16 protein-coding genes are annotated in these 14,435 nt (G+C 63.9%); 11 read left to right on the top strand and 5 right to left on the bottom strand.

Annotated features, from left to right (window positions below; all coding sequences use genetic code 11):
- Positions 1-63 precede the first annotated feature (63 nt).
- The 6 genes from cobS (at position 64) to ACPS74_RS08745 (ending at position 5,291) form a co-directional block, all read left to right on the top strand.
- Positions 64-1,014 carry a cobaltochelatase subunit CobS gene (gene cobS / locus ACPS74_RS08770; RefSeq protein WP_193392199.1) on the top strand — a complete coding sequence of 317 codons (951 nt, stop codon included), beginning with the start codon at positions 64-66 and terminating at the stop codon, positions 1,012-1,014.
- 209 nt (positions 1,015-1,223) lie between these two features.
- Positions 1,224-1,451 (top strand): FmdB family zinc ribbon protein, encoded by a 228-nt coding sequence (locus ACPS74_RS08765; RefSeq protein ID WP_018406116.1) that lies wholly within the window; start codon positions 1,224-1,226, stop codon positions 1,449-1,451.
- A 63-nt stretch (positions 1,452-1,514) separates the two neighbouring features.
- Positions 1,515-3,437 carry a cobaltochelatase subunit CobT gene (gene cobT, locus ACPS74_RS08760; RefSeq protein WP_029652099.1) on the top strand — a complete coding sequence of 641 codons (1,923 nt, stop codon included), beginning with the start codon at positions 1,515-1,517 and terminating at the stop codon, positions 3,435-3,437.
- Between the two features lie 125 nt (positions 3,438-3,562).
- Complete coding sequence (locus tag ACPS74_RS08755; protein ID WP_164479398.1) at positions 3,563-3,703, top strand: hypothetical protein; 141 nt, start codon at positions 3,563-3,565, stop codon at positions 3,701-3,703.
- Positions 3,704-3,751: 48 nt separating this feature from the next.
- A complete protein-coding gene (locus tag ACPS74_RS08750) occupies positions 3,752-4,969 on the top strand; it encodes a molybdopterin-dependent oxidoreductase (RefSeq protein WP_370646337.1) in 1,218 nt (405 codons plus the stop codon).
- 7 nt (positions 4,970-4,976) lie between these two features.
- Positions 4,977-5,291 carry a cytochrome c gene (locus tag ACPS74_RS08745; RefSeq protein ID WP_029652097.1) on the top strand — a complete coding sequence of 105 codons (315 nt, stop codon included), beginning with the start codon at positions 4,977-4,979 and terminating at the stop codon, positions 5,289-5,291.
- Positions 5,292-5,406: 115 nt separating this feature from the next.
- On the opposite strand, the gene ACPS74_RS08740 is transcribed toward ACPS74_RS08745, so the two are convergent.
- Both ACPS74_RS08740 and ACPS74_RS08735 read right to left on the bottom strand, forming a co-directional pair.
- Positions 5,407-6,201 (bottom strand): quinoprotein dehydrogenase-associated SoxYZ-like carrier, encoded by a 795-nt coding sequence (locus tag ACPS74_RS08740; protein ID WP_051381867.1) that lies wholly within the window; start codon positions 6,199-6,201, stop codon positions 5,407-5,409.
- 198 nt (positions 6,202-6,399) lie between these two features.
- Positions 6,400-7,323 carry a quinoprotein relay system zinc metallohydrolase 2 gene (locus ACPS74_RS08735; protein ID WP_029652133.1) on the bottom strand — a complete coding sequence of 308 codons (924 nt, stop codon included), beginning with the start codon at positions 7,321-7,323 and terminating at the stop codon, positions 6,400-6,402.
- Positions 7,324-7,615: 292 nt separating this feature from the next.
- On the opposite strand from ACPS74_RS08735, the gene xoxF5 reads away from it, so the two are divergent.
- The 4 genes from xoxF5 (at position 7,616) to ACPS74_RS08715 (ending at position 11,524) form a co-directional block, all read left to right on the top strand.
- A complete protein-coding gene (gene xoxF5 / locus ACPS74_RS08730) occupies positions 7,616-9,424 on the top strand; it encodes a lanthanide-dependent methanol dehydrogenase XoxF5 (RefSeq protein ID WP_029652132.1) in 1,809 nt (602 codons plus the stop codon).
- Positions 9,425-9,572: 148 nt separating this feature from the next.
- Complete coding sequence (locus tag ACPS74_RS08725; protein WP_029652131.1) at positions 9,573-10,040, top strand: c-type cytochrome, methanol metabolism-related; 468 nt, start codon at positions 9,573-9,575, stop codon at positions 10,038-10,040.
- An 18-nt stretch (positions 10,041-10,058) separates the two neighbouring features.
- Positions 10,059-10,958: a substrate-binding domain-containing protein gene (locus ACPS74_RS08720; RefSeq protein WP_029652130.1), complete on the top strand. Its 900-nt coding sequence runs from the start codon at positions 10,059-10,061 to the stop codon at positions 10,956-10,958.
- A complete protein-coding gene (locus ACPS74_RS08715) occupies positions 10,958-11,524 on the top strand; it encodes a PQQ-dependent catabolism-associated CXXCW motif protein (RefSeq protein WP_029652129.1) in 567 nt (188 codons plus the stop codon). The genes ACPS74_RS08720 and ACPS74_RS08715 overlap by 1 nt, the downstream gene beginning before the upstream one ends.
- Positions 11,525-11,688: 164 nt before the next feature.
- Here the strand turns inward: ACPS74_RS08715 and ACPS74_RS08710 are convergent, their stop codons facing one another.
- A complete protein-coding gene (locus ACPS74_RS08710; RefSeq protein WP_029652127.1) occupies positions 11,689-12,309 on the bottom strand; it encodes a hypothetical protein in 621 nt (206 codons plus the stop codon).
- Positions 12,310-12,354: 45 nt separating this feature from the next.
- Between ACPS74_RS08710 and ACPS74_RS08705 the strand changes: the two genes are divergently transcribed.
- Positions 12,355-13,125 (top strand): HisA/HisF-related TIM barrel protein, encoded by a 771-nt coding sequence (locus ACPS74_RS08705; protein WP_029652126.1) that lies wholly within the window; start codon positions 12,355-12,357, stop codon positions 13,123-13,125.
- On the opposite strand, the gene fae (ACPS74_RS08700) is transcribed toward ACPS74_RS08705, so the two are convergent.
- Entirely contained in the window at positions 13,094-13,663 is a 570-nt protein-coding gene (gene fae / locus ACPS74_RS08700) for a formaldehyde-activating enzyme (RefSeq protein ID WP_018406102.1), read from the bottom strand. The two genes, ACPS74_RS08705 and fae (ACPS74_RS08700), sit on opposite strands and share 32 nt — an antisense overlap.
- Before the next feature lie 257 nt (positions 13,664-13,920).
- The gene (fae, locus tag ACPS74_RS08695) at positions 13,921-14,430 is read right to left on the bottom strand and encodes a formaldehyde-activating enzyme (protein ID WP_018406101.1); all 510 of its coding nucleotides are present in this window, start codon (positions 14,428-14,430) and stop codon (positions 13,921-13,923) included.
- Positions 14,431-14,435: the final 5 nt, after the last annotated feature.

The following is a 14,435-nucleotide window of genomic DNA, read 5'->3' as shown; positions in this document are numbered from 1 at the left end:
CAAGGAGGACGCATTTTGGTCGCTGCAGAATACGCCGCAACGGGCCTCGACAGCACGCCGGACATGAAGATCTCGGTGCGCCAGGTGTTCGGAATCGACTCCGATATGGAGGTTCCCGCCTTTTCCGAGCGCAACGAACATGTGCCGGACCTCGACCCGGACTACCTCTTCGATCGGCAGACGACGCTCGCCATTCTCGCCGGCTTCGCCAGGAATCGGCGCGTGATGGTGACCGGTTATCACGGCACGGGAAAGTCGACGCATATCGAACAGGTGGCGGCGCGGCTCAACTGGCCTTTCGTGCGCGTCAATCTCGACAGCCACATCTCGCGCATCGACCTTGTCGGCAAGGACGCCATCGTCCTGAAGGACGGCAAGCAGGTCACCGAGTTTCGCGACGGCATCCTGCCTTGGGCGGTGCAGCACTGCGTGGCTTTGTGTTTCGACGAATATGACGCTGGGCGGCCCGACGTGATGTTCGTGATCCAGCGCGTGCTTGAAGTTTCCGGCCGCCTGACGCTGCTCGATCAGAACCGCGTCATCCGGCCGCATCCGGCATTCCGTCTGTTCGCCACCGCCAATACGGTCGGGCTCGGCGACACGTCGGGCCTCTACCACGGCACGCAGCAGATCAACCAGGCGCAGATGGACCGCTGGTCGATCGTCGCGACGCTGAATTATCTGCCGCATGACGCCGAGACCAATATCGTGCTCGCCAAGGCGAAATCCTATGGCGCCACGAAGGAAGGCCGCGACATCGCCAATAAAATGGTGCGGGTCGCCGACCTCACCCGCAACGCCTTCATGGCCGGCGACCTTTCGACGGTGATGAGTCCGCGCACGGTGATCACCTGGGCGGAGAACGCCGAGATTTTCGGCGACATCGGCTTCGCCTTCCGGTTGACCTTTTTGAACAAATGCGACGAACTCGAGCGTCCGCTCGTCGCCGAATTCTATCAGCGCTGCTTCGGCAAGGAGCTGCCGGAAAGCGCCGTGAATGTGGTGATGACATAAAGAGACGTTGCTTGGCCCCCTGCCTCACCGCTGAAGCGGGAGAGGCCGGAGTGGGGGCATGACGGCGCTCAACCGATAGCCGCTCGTTGGAAATGCCGACGCCGAGCTCGGAAGGCTCACCGACACGTCGCGGACGCGCAAGCATGAGCCCCGCATGCGGAACGAAAATTGCTCGCGTCAGGGGCGAAGCTATGTGACGCGAGGGGTTCATGCCGCTTTACGCCTATGTCTGCGACGCCTGCGCCGCGGAATTCGAACTGCTGGTGCGCGGATCTGACGTGCCAGCCTGTCCCGCCTGTGGAAGCGAGAAATTGCAACAGCAGGTTTCCCGCATCTCCAAGGAAATCAAATATCCCGCGATCGCGAAATCCTGGCGCCGGCGCGCCGCGGCGGAAGGCGATCTGTCGAACTTCAGCAAGGCCGAACGCAAATTGTAAGCTTTCGGCCAATCGGACCCTTCGACTTGCGGCCTTGCGCGCCCGCGCGCATATAGTTCCGTCATGTCAGCCCCGACAAACCGACGGCCCGCCTCGCCCAAGGAGGCGCCGCAGGAGCCGTTCAAGCGCGCCGTCGCCGGCGCCATGCGCGCCATGGCGCGCTCGCCAGCGCTCGAGGTGAATTTCGCCCCGGAGCGGCCTTCGCTCATCGCCGGGGCCGACGGGGCGAAGGCGCGGCTGACGGAGCCGCCGCGTAAGCTGAACGTAAAGGACGCCGCGATTCTGCGCGGCCAAGCGGATTCCCTGGCGCTGCGCCTCGCCTGTCACGACGACGCGCTGCATCGGCGCTATGCGCCGGAACCGGCAGCCGCGCGCGCCGCCTTTGACGCTTTGGAGCAGGCGCGCTGCGAGTCGATCGGCGCAATGCGCATGCCCGGCGTCGCCGCGAATATCGGCGCAATGCTCGACGACCGCTATCAGCGCAGCCACGCCGATCAAATCGCCGGCCGCGACGATGCGCCGCTCGAAGACGCGCTGGCGCTGCTCGCGCGCCAACGCCTGACGGGACTCAATCCCCCGCAGCATGCGGAAAAAATCGTCGAGCTGTGGCGCGACACGGTCGAAGAGCGCGCCGGCGCCGATCTCGACCGACTGACCGGGGCGGTGGAGGACCAGAAGCTTTTCGCACAGATCGTGCGCGAGCTGCTTTCGCATCTCGATATGGCGAGCGGCGAAGCGCCGGACGAAACGCAGTCCGACGAGGAAAGCGAGGATGCGCCGCAAAATCCCGATCAGAGCGAGAGCGACGATCGGGACGACGAAGAGTCGAAAAGCGCCGCTGAGATGGATACGGCGCTCGCGGCCGAAGACGCCCAGGAGGAAGGCGAAAGCGACTCCGCCGAAGCGCCCTATGGCGAGACCGAGCGAGAAGCCGACGCCGGAGACGCCGAGGAGGCCGCCGAGGCGCGTCACCCGGCGACGAACGCCGCCGAGCGGGCCGGCGCCGATTATCACGCCTACACCACCCGCTTCGACGAGATCATTCGCGCCGAGGAGCTCTGCGACGTCGAGGAGCTGGATCGGCTGCGCGCCTATCTGGACAAGCAGCTACTGCATCTCTCCTCGGTCGTCGGACGGCTAGCGAATCGGCTGCAGCGCCGGCTGATGGCGCAGCAGAGCCGTTCCTGGGAGTTCGACCTCGAGGAAGGCATGCTCGATCCCGCGCGACTGCCGCGGATCATCATCGATCCCCAGCAGCCGCTCTCTTTCAAGCGCGAAAAGGACATGGACTTTCGCGACACGGTGGTGACGCTGCTTCTGGATAATTCCGGCTCGATGCGCGGGCGCCCGATCACGGTCGCCGCCACCTGCGCCGACATTCTGGCGCGCACGCTGGAGCGCTGCGGCGTCAAGGTCGAGATCCTCGGCTTCACCACCCGCGCCTGGAAGGGCGGCCAGTCTCGCGAGGCCTGGATCGCTGAAGGGAAGTCGGCCAGTCCCGGACGCCTCAACGACATCCGCCACATCATCTATAAGGCCGCCGACGCGCCCTGGCGCCGCGCCAGACGCAACCTCGGCCTGATGATGCGGGAAGGGCTGTTGAAGGAAAATATCGACGGCGAAGCCCTCGATTGGGCGCATCGCCGACTGCTCGCGCGCACCGAGCAGCGGCGCATCTTGATGATGATCTCGGACGGCGCGCCGGTCGACGACTCGACCCTCTCCGTCAACGCGGGCAACTATCTCGAACGCCACCTGCGGCAAATCATCCACGAGATCGAGAGCAAGTCGCCCGTCGAACTCATCGCCATCGGCATCGGCCATGACGTCACCCGCTACTACCGCCGCGCGGTGACGATCGTCGACGCCGAGGAGCTCGGCGGCGCCATGACTGAAAAACTCGCCGAACTGTTCAGCGAAAGCGCCGCGCCTGCGCCCCCGCCGACCCAGCGCCGCCGATCGCCGGTCGTCCTCGCGCGTCGGTGACAGAGCCGGCGTTTCAGCTTTTTTAACGATGCCGCAACGAATCGCCGCCTCGCGCGTTTCTATGCGGGCGCGTCTTTTGCTGAGCCAAAGGCAGCGGCCCCGTGTGGAATTGTAAGGGGATCGTGATGGCGTTCATCAACTGGCAGGACAAGGCGGCTCCGAGAGAGGCGAGCGAAACGGCGCGGTTCTTGTGCGTTACCAGCGTTCTCGCGCTTGCGACGTTGCCCTTCGCGCTATGCGCGGCGCTGACGATTTGGGGCTCCTGATCTAGCCGCGCAGTCGCCGCAAGGCGCCGGCCGCGAGCGGCGTGAATGATGCCCCGAGCCACGAGCAGGCGATCATTTCTGCGAGGCGCAAGCCTTGGCCTCGCGGCTCTCTCATCGTTTGATGGACGGCGTGCGGTTGGGGCGGAAGGCGCGCGACTGGGGTTCGCCAATGGCGACCGGCCCCTCGTGCGCTACCCCGGGAAGCGGGCGCTGATCGAGCAGACCGTCAGGCCGCCTCAACTCGAAACCCCTTTCTCCGTTTACGACGAAGGCCTGTTAACGCCCAACGACGCCTTTTTTGTCCGCTATCACCTCGCCGGCGTCCCGCTCAGCATTGATCCGGAAACCTTTCGTCTCGAGGTGCGGGGCCATGTCGAGACGCCGCTGTCGCTCTCGCTTGCAGACCTCAAGCGCGACTTCGAGCCAGTCGAGATCGTCGCCGTCAATCAATGTTCGGGCAACAGCCGCGGCTTCGTGGAGCCGCGCGTCGGCGGCGGACAGTTTGGCCATGGCGCGATGGGCAACGCCCGTTGGCGCGGCGTCGCGCTCAAAACGCTGCTCGAAAAGGCCGGCCCGAAGCCGGGCGCTCAATCCGTCGCCTTCAACGGGCTCGACGCGCCAGTGGCGCCGGAGACGCCGGATTTCGTCAAGGCGCTCGACCTCGGCCATGCCGGCGACGGCGAAGTGATGCTCGCCTACGCGATGAATGGCGAAGACCTGCCATGGCTCAACGGCTTCCCGTTGCGGCTGGTGGTTCCCGGCTGTTACGGCACCTATTGGGTGAAGCACCTCAACGACATCGAAGTGCTCGACAGCGATTTTAGCGGCTTCTGGATGTCGAGCGCCTATCGCATCCCCGATAATGACTGCGTCTGCGTCACGCCCGGCGCGCCAAAGGGGGCGACGCGGCCGATCAAGCGGCTCAATGTCCGCAGCTTCGTGACGCGGCCGGCCGAAGACGCGAAGGTCGCGGCGCATGTCGCCTTCGAAGTCAGGGGCATCGCCTTCGATGGCGGCCATGGCATCGAAGCCGTGCTGCTCTCAGCCGACGACGGCGCGAACTGGACCGCGGCTCGGCTGGGCGAGGATCTTGGCCGGTATTCCTTCCGCGAATGGCGGACAGAGCTGTCGCTGCGGCCGGGCGTGCATCATTTGAAATCCCGCGCCGTCAATCGCGCCGGCCAGTCGCAGCCCTTGGCGCCCTTATGGAACCACGCCGGCTATATGCGGCACGTGGTGGAGACGGTTCGGATAGAGGCGGTCTAACGAAAACATGCCGCGCTTTCGCAAAATGCTCATCCTGATGGCGACGGCCGCGTCTCTCGCGCCGGCGCTCTGCGCCGCCGAGACGTTGACCTATTCGCTGCCGGAAGAGACGACGGCGGCGCTGCGCGCCGGACCAGGACAGGAAACCGCGCAGAACAATTGCGCCGCCTGCCACTCCGTCGATTATATCGAGCGCCAGCCGCCGAAGATGGGCCGGGCGTTCTGGGAAGGCGTCGTGAAGAAGATGATCGCGTCCTACCATGCGCAGATCGACGAGCCCGACGCCGCCGCGATCGTCGATTATCTCGCAGCGACCTATTGAGCGCGGCCTTGAGCAGGTTCCGAAAAAGTTGACAGACTTTTTCGATGAGAACCTGCTCCAATGATTTTGAGCGATTCCTTATCGATCACATTGTTCGATGTGATCGATAAGCGCTCTATGACGCTTCGCCGATCGGCCATTCGCCCTTGTAGACGCCGCCCTTGTTGTCATGCGCTTCGACGCGGATCGTCTTCGCGCCGTTCGGCGCATAGGTGAAGCGGAAGGTCGGGTCTTCAGAGAGTGAGATGCCGCCTTCCATTTTGAAGATCGGCGCATCGCCCTGAAAGACTTCAACAGAGTCGATGAAATGCGCCGGCAGATAGGCGCGCGAGACCGGGTCCATCTGCATGCCGGAGGCGTTTGGGTGGCGGACCATGATCTGCGCTTCGCGCTTTGCCGGATCGGCGCTCTTGAACTCGCGATATTTCATCTTGCCGATATTGGCGACCGCCTCGTCCTGATCCTTGCCGGCGGGCGCCGAACAGCCGCCCGAGGCTTTGACGAATTTTGCGTCGGCGCGCAGCTTGCCGTCGCCCGTTTCCGCCACCGCATGGACGTTGGAATAGGAGTTCACCCGCACGCGGGTTTCGATGAAGCCGACGCCGGATGTGTCGCCGAGCGTGAAGGCTGCCGCCATTGGCATCGGGTTCTGGTCGATGACCAGCGTCGCGACCTTGATTTGCGTCGGGTCGGCGAAGCGCATGGTCATCGGCACGATCGCCGCGTCCTCGGCCCGCGCCGGCGCGTCGAGCGTTACGACGCCGTCAGCCGCCGCGATCGGGCGGCTGTGAAAGATGTCGACGACAAGTTCGGGCCAGGGATCGGGCGCGGTTTGGGCGAGGGCCGCGGTCGCAAGAAGCGCGAGGAGGGCGCCGGCGGCGGAACGGGCTGCTGTGTTCATATCCGGCATCCTCCAAGCGAGTGCGTCATTGCGAGCGTAGCGAAGCAATCCATTGAAAGGCGCCCGGCTCTGGATTGCTGCGTCGGTTTCTTGCGAAGTCGGGTATACCCGACTTCGAATAAAGCTCCTCGCAATGACGGCAAGAGCGCTGATCTAGTGGCAAGAATAAGCGCGAACCCCGCTCGCCGTCACGTGACAAAGTCATCCTCACGGCCCTTCCCACTCCAGCTCGGCGAATCCCGCCGTGGCGTTGCGGGCGTTGTAATCGTCGAAGAGCCGCCATTTCTCCCGCTCCTCGGTCCCGGCGGTTTTCGCGGCGGAGGCGACGCCCTCGCCCTGCTTGATCGCGGCGCGAAGATCGGCGGTCAGCCGCATCAGATAGGCGCGCTGGTCCTCGAGCGCCTTCGGCCAGGGCGCGGGGAGGGGGCCATGCCCGGCGACGACCTGCGTCGCCTTGATCGCCGCGAGCCTGTCCGCGACGTCGAGAAAGCCGAGGAGGCTGCCGTCGACGACCGGCACATGTTGGAGAAAGAGCAGATCGCCGGAAAAGAGCACGCCGATTTTCGGATCGAGAATGGTCAGATCGCATTCGCTATGCGCCGTGCGCCACGCCTGCAGCACGATCTCGCGATGGCCGAGATCGAGCGTCAGCGTCTGGTCGACGGTCAATGTCGGGGGCACGATCGTGACGCCGTCGAGGGCGTCGCCCATCTGGGCGCGGAAGGCCGAAAGATAATGCGGCCCGCGCGCCGCGAGCGCACGCGGCAGATTCTTGTGCCCGACGAAGGTCGCGCCGGTCTCGACGAAGGCCCCATTGCCGAATGTGTGGTCGGGATGCGCGTGGGTGTTGATGACGTAGCGAATGGGCTTTTGCGTCTTTTCGCGCAGCGCCGCGAGGAAGGCGCGGCCTTCGATCAGGCTGCCGCCGGTATCGATCACCGCGACCGCTTCGTCCCCGACGATGGCGCCGAGATTGGCGATGTCGCCCATATTTTCCCGGGTCATGAGGGAAGTTTCGCCCTGATGCGCATAAACCCCGGGGGCGATTTCGCTTAAGGAGAAGGCGCGGGCGGGATACCCGGCGACGAGCGGCGCGAGCGCCGCGACAAGCGCCAGCATGCGACGCAACATGTTGTTCGCCTTGACTGTTTCATGGGCTGGCCGATGCGCTGCATCGCACGGCCGCGCCATTGTTTTTTGCGATTGCGATTCAAGAGCTAGCGACATATTATCCCGCCGTTTCCGAGTTAAAAGATGTCTTCCGGACGGGAACCGGGAGCTTCTCGCCGCTGGCGGACGTTTTGTCCCGCCGGCTTGAGACATAAACGGAAATCGCCTTCCCAATGTCGAGGCGCCTAGGAGGCACGACGTCGGCGGCGGCGCATAAAAAATGCGCCCCGGGCGTCGTCAGGAGGAAAAGCTCATGCATAAACTGTTGTTGTCGACTTCGGTGGCCGTACTCGCGCTCGCCGGGGCGGCGAAGGCCGACGATTTGCAGACCCTGCAGAAAGACCCCAAGCAGTGGGTGATGCCGACGGGTGATTACGGCAACCTGCGCCATTCCGCTCTTAAGCAGATCACGACCGAGAACGTTGGCAAGCTCGCGCCGGCGTGGCAGTTCTCCACCGGCGTTCTGCGCGGCCATGAAGGCGCGCCGCTCGTCATCGGCGACGTGATGTATCTGCATACGCCGTTCCCCAACAACGTCTATGCGCTCGACCTGAAGGATCCGGACCACAAGATCCTCTGGAAGTATGAGCCCAAGCAAGATCCGTCGGTCGTGCCCGTGATGTGCTGCGACACGGTCAACCGCGGCCTCGCCTATGGCGATGGCAAGATTTTCCTGGCGCAGGCCGACACCACGCTCGTCGCGCTCGACGCCAAATCCGGCAAGCTCCTCTGGTCGGTCAAGAACGGCGACCCCTCCAAGGGCCAGACTTCGACCGCGGCGCCGCATGTCTTCAAGGACAAGGTGTTCGTGGGCATCGCCGGCGGCGAATTCGGCGTGCGCGGCCACATCACGGCCTATGACGTGAAGACCGGCCAGCAGGTGTGGCGCGGCTATTCGATGGGCCCCGACGCCGACACGCTGATCGAGCCGGGCAAGACCACCCATCTCGGCAAGCCGGTCGAAAAGGACTCAGGCATCACGACCTGGGAAGGCGAGCAGTGGAAGATCGGCGGCGGCACCACCTGGGGCTGGTACAGCTACGATCCGGACCTCAATCTCGTCTACTACGGCTCGGGCAATCCCTCGACCTGGAACCCCAAGCAGCGTCCGGGCGACAATCGCTGGTCCATGACCATCTGGGCGCGCGACCTCGACACCGGCAAGGCGAAGTGGGTTTACCAGATGACGCCCCACGACGAGTGGGATTATGACGGCATCAACGAGATGATTCTCGCCGACCAGGACATGGGCGGCCAGAAGCGCAAGACTCTCGTCCACTTCGACCGCAACGGCTTCGCCTATACGCTTGACCGCGTCACCGGCGAGCTGCTGGTCGCCGAGAAATTCGATCCCGCGGTGAACTGGGCGAGCAAGGTCGACATGGACAAGTCGTCCAAGACCTATGGCCGTCCGCTCGGCGTGGCGAAATATTCGACCGAACAGAACGGCGAAGACGTCAATACGCAGTATGTCTGCCCGGCGGCGCTTGGCTCCAAGGACCAGCAGCCGGCGAGCTACGACGCGACGACGGGACTCTTCCTGGTTCCGACCAACCACGTCTGCATGGACTATGAGCCGTTCCGCGTGAGCTATACGGCGGGCCAGCCCTACGTCGGCGCGACGCTGGAAATGTTCCCGGCGGGCAAGGACAAGGGCGAGACCCACACCGGCAACTTCATCGCCTGGGACGCCAAGGTCGGAAAGATCGTCTGGTCCAATAAGGAGCAGTTCTCGGTCTGGGGCGGCGCGACGTCAACGGACGGCGGCGTCACCTTCTACGGCACGCTCGAGGGCTATCTGAAGGCCGTCGACACCAAGACCGGCAAGGAGCTCTATAAGTACAAGACTCCGTCGGGAATCATCGGCAACGTCACCACCTATGAGTCCGGCGGTAAGCAGTACGTCGCAGTGCTCTCGGGCGTTGGCGGCTGGGCCGGCATCGGCTTGGCGGCTGGCCTCTCCAAGAGCAACGAGGGACTCGGCGCCGTGGGCAACTACGCGTCGTTGGCCAACTATACGGCTCTTGGCGGCGTCTTGACTGTCTTCGCTCTGCCAAACTAAGCAAGACGCGAAGCAATAAAAAGCCGGCGCTCGGCGCACCGTCAAGGTGCCGCCGAGCGTCGGCGTTTACACTGTGTGGGAAGAGAATAGACCAAGGAGAGAGGTAATGAGATCGTCGCTTGCCGGAGCGTTGGCTCTGGGCGTCATCATGTGCGTGGGGACCTCCGCAATGGCCGAGGCGCCGGGAGACCCCAAGGCCGTCAAATCGACCGACGGCAAATATTTCGACGCCAAAGGCGACCCCACCTTCAACGTCGGCCCCGACGGCAAGGTGGACTGGTACACCTTCTCCGGCTATCGCCGCTATCACGCGGAATGCCACGTCTGCCACGGCCCCAATGGCGGCGGCTCGACCTATGCGCCGGCGCTCAAGGATTCGGTGAAGCGGTTCGACTATGCCGAATTCGCCGGCATCGTCATCGGCGGGCGCCAGAACGGCAACAGCGTTATGCCGGCCTTCGCCGACAACAAGAACGCCTCCTGCTACATCGACGATCTCTACGTCTATCTGCGCGCCCTCTCGACCGGCGCCATCGAGCCCGGCCGTCCGGGGAAGAAGGAAGACCGCCCGGAGGCCTTCGCCAAGGCCGAGACCGAGTGCATGAATCAGAAGTAAGAGCGTCGATACGATCGCATGATCCGCTTCACGCATCGGCGCGGTTTTTCCGCGCTGCTCTCGACGGGCTGGGCCGCCGCAATCCTCTTTGTGGCGGCCCCCGCCTCGGCGCAGCATATGGGGCCCGTCGCCGGCGCCAAGGGCGACGATAATCAGGGTTCGATCGAACTCGTCGATCCCAAGACGCTGCGCGTGTGCGCCGATCCGAGCAATCTTCCCTTTTCAAACGACAAGGGCGAAGGCTTCGAGAACAAGATCGCCGAATTCCTTGCCAAGAAGCTCGGCAAGGATCTCGCCTATACTTATTATCCGGGCGCCACCGGCTTTGTGCGCAACACGCTCAACGCGCATCTTTGCGACGTCATCCTCGGCATGCCGCAGGGCAATGACCTCGTGCAGACCACCAATCCCTATTACCGGACGACCTACGCCATCGTGACCCGCGCGGGCTCGGAGCTTGACGGCTTAAAGACGCTCGACGATCCGCGTCTGAAGGATAAGCCGCATCGCATCGGCCTTGTCGCCAACACGCCGCCCGGCAATGTGCTGGCGATGAATGGTCTGATGGCGTCGGTGAAGCCCTATGCGCTGATGGTCGACACGCGCGTCGAATCCTCCGGCGCGGCGATGATGCATGATCTCGAAAAGGGCGAGATCGACGTCGCGCTGCTGTGGGGACCGATCGCCGGCTACTACGCCAAACAATCGAGCGTGAAGCTCAATGTGACGCCGCTGCCGGAGACGCCCGGCGCCCGCATGGCCTTCCGCATCGGCTTCGGGGTTCGCCATTCCGATCAGAACTGGAAGCGCGAACTCAATACGCTGATCGCCCAAAACAAGATCGAGCTGGAGCGCATCCTTCGCGATTTTGAAGTCCCGTTGCTCGATGAGTCGGGACATGCGATCACGGCTCCGTGATGAGTCTGGCGAAACATTTGGCGAGCGGCCTTCTCGCGCTTTGCGCGGCGGTTGCGCTTTGCGCCGCGCCGGCTAACGCCCAAACGCCGCCTGAGCCGGAAGGCTACCGCCTCGACAATTATCACGCGCCGACGCCGGCGACGCTTAAGGGCGCGACCGTCCTCGACACCCCGCAGGCGTTTGAACTGTGGAGCGGCAAGAAAGCGGTTTTCATCGACGCGCTGTCGCGGCCGCCAAAGCCGGAAGGCCTGCCGAAGAATGCGGTATGGCGCGATCCAAAGCGCTTCGACATTCCCGGCAGCATCTGGCTTCCCGACACCGGTTTTGGCGAACTCTCCGAACCGATGGCGCGCTACTTCGAGCAAGGCGTGGCGCGCGCCAGCGGCGGCGACAAATCGAAGCCGCTCGTCTTCTATTGCCGCACCAATTGCTGGGCGTCCTGGAACGCCGCGAAACGCGCGCTCACCCTCGGTTATACGCATGTGCTGTGGTATCCGCCCGGCGCCGACGCCTGGGAGCAGGCGGGCCATCCGCTCGAGGAGCGCCAGCCCGAGCCGCGCGAGTAGGGCGCGATTTCAATTGTGACTCGTAGGTCATTCCCGACGCTTCGCGTGAGCGAAGCGATCGGGAATCCAGAGCAAGGCCAGCGCTCACTCACACTTCTGGATTCCCGGTCAGGCCGTGGGCCTGCCGGGAATGACACGTCGAACAACGGCTCAACGGTGCCATCTCACTCCATCGCCTGCTGGATTGCGCGCGCGAGCGTTCCAAAACGTTGCTCGATCAGCGCCGGGCTCTCGCACACATATCCGACCATGCGCCGCTGCTCCTCGAAGAGGCGCAGCCGCCACTGCACGGCTTCGCTCGCCTTTTTAATCGCTTCGGAATCCTGCGGCTTTTGATCCTGCAGGTCGCGCAGCGTCTGCGTCTCCTGGCGCGCCGTCTCCGCCATGGCTTTCAGCCGCCGGCCAAAACGATCGAGACCGTTGACCAGGTCGCGCCGCTCGTCATTCATGCGCTCATAGACGCCGGCGAAAAGCGTCGTCAGGCGCTCCTTGCGCTTGTCGCCCGCCGATTTGGCGAATTGCGCGATAAGCGTCTCCGCTTCGTCCATCTGCGTGCGTCGCTGCGCGAGGCGGGTGACAAGATCGGCGATCGCCACATCATCGCGCCAATGTTTCATAGCGGCGTCGAGCGGCGGACCGGCCCAGACGCCCCCGACCGCGAGCTCGGGCACGCGCACCTGTCGGCACGGCCAATCTGGCTGGCTTTGTTGCGGCGGCGCTTGCGCCGCAGCGGCGTCGGCGAAAACGAGCAAGAAAAGCGCAAGACGCAGGCTAAGATGAATCATGAGGCTCGCCGGACGTCGCGGGATCGCGACGCGCTATAATGCCCCATGCAGATCATCCCCGTCATCGATATTCGCAACGGCGCGGTCATGCGCGCGCGCGCCGGCGACCGCGACAGCTACAAGCCAATCTCTACGCCGCTTGCGTCGACAAGCGCGCCGGCCGATGTCGTCGCCGGTTTCCTGACGCTTCATCCATTCGAGAAAATCTATATCGCCGATCTCGACGCGATCGAGGGACGCGGCGACAACCGCCGCGAGATCGGCGCGTTGACGGAGCGATTTCCATCGCTTCGCTTTATGGTCGACGCCGGCGCCGCGTCCTGCGACTGGCGCGGCGCAGCGCGCGTCGATTGTGTAATCGGCAGCGAATGCTTGCGCAACGGCGACTCCCTGCATGCGACCAAGCATGATCCCAATGTCGTTCTGTCGCTCGATTTTCGCGACGAGGTTTTTTTGGGTCCCGATGCGCTCGACCAATGCCCCAGGCTGTGGCCGCGACGGGTCATCGTCATGACGCTCACGCGCGTCGGCGTCGGCGCGGGTCCCGACTTCGCGCGAATTTCGCACATCATCGAGCGTGCGGGCGATCGGCGCGTCTTTGCCGCAGGCGGCGTTCGCGGCGCGGACGATCTTGAACGGCTTGAAGCGATCGGCGCCGCTGGCGCGCTTGTCGCGACGGCGCTGCACGACGGCGCTCTGACGCGCGCCGATCTCGATCGCTTTGCGTCGGCGCACAAAAAAAAAGGGAGCCCTGAGGCTCCCTTGGCAAGCGAACCGCCAAAGATCAGTTGGCGGCGAAAGGATGTTTCGCGGTGACGCGGGCCGACAACACGCTGCGCGCGCTCGGATCGCCTTTCATCGCGCGGGCGATGGCTTCCTTCGTCGCGGTGTAGTTGAAGTCCTGAATCTTCTGATCGTCGTTGGCGTCCCAATGGATGAACACGCCGACGCAGATGAAGAGATCATCCGCCTGGCTCATCGGAATGACGCCCTCGGCGAGGCTGTCGGCGACCGCTTTGGCGACGCCATATTGCGCCGGGCCGAACATCTGAACCGCCTGCTTGGCGTTCTTGATGGTCACTTTGTTGAACATCATCGTATAGGGCTTCACCAACAGGTTCGGCGCGACGACCGCGAGCAGCGTCGTAAAGCCGTCCTTGTTGTTGACGAGGCCATTGGCGAAGGCCTTCTCCGCGGCGGAGCCGCGCGGACCCATGATCAGGTCGATGTGCGCGACCTCATTGCCGTCGCCGACGAGCGATTCGCCGACGCTGGTCTTGCCGGTGCTCGACGTGAAGCCGGATGACGGCTTCGGAAAAAGCGCGCCCAGTATTTTCTCAAAGAACGAAGCCATAATCCATCCCTTCCGGTGCGTTCGCGTCCCTGCGGCGTCGACTTTGCGCGCGCGGAATGCCCCTATTGCTCGTTGAGTCTCCCCTCAGGGAAGACGAAATTTCTGCTGGCGGCCGCCCCCGCGCGCCAGACTTTAGAACTCTGCGGCGTCATCGTTTTGCAGCGTCGATGCTTGGCCGCTTGAGCGGCGGCGTCGGTCGGCTGCGAGCGCGGCGGCGGGGAGCGTTCGGCTCCCCGCTGCGCATGTTCCTACGCGGTTCAGTTCGGCGCGAAGGGGTGCTTGGCTTCGTTGCGCTTGGCGACGACTTCCGAAGCCTTCGGCTCGCCCTTGACGGCGCGCGCGATCGCTTCCTTCGTCGCGGTATAATTGTAGTCCTGGATCTTCTTGTCGTCCGAAGCGTCCCAGTGAATGAACACGCCGACCGCAATGAAGATGTCGTCGGCTTCGTCGACCGGGATCACGCCCTCGGCGACCGAATCCGCAACGGCCTTGGCGACGCCATGCTGCGCCGGGCCGAACATCTGCACGGCCTGCTTGGCGCCCTTGATCGTCACCTTGTTGAAGAGGATCGTGTTGGGCTTGCACAGCAGGTTCGGGGCGACGACGGCGAGCAGCGTCGTGAAGCCGTCCTTGTTGTTGACGAGCGCGTTGGCGAAAGCGAGCTCGGCCGCGGAGCCGCGCGGCCCCATGATCAGATCGATATGCGCAACTTCATTGCCGTCGCCGACCAGCGACTCGCCGACCAGCATTTTGTTGATTAAAGCCATGTGTT

The organism is Methylocystis sp. SB2, assembly GCF_049817085.1.
In the GTDB taxonomy this organism is placed as follows: Bacteria; Pseudomonadota; Alphaproteobacteria; order Rhizobiales; family Beijerinckiaceae; genus Methylocystis; species Methylocystis rosea.
This window is presented reverse-complemented; position numbering and strand designations above follow the sequence as displayed.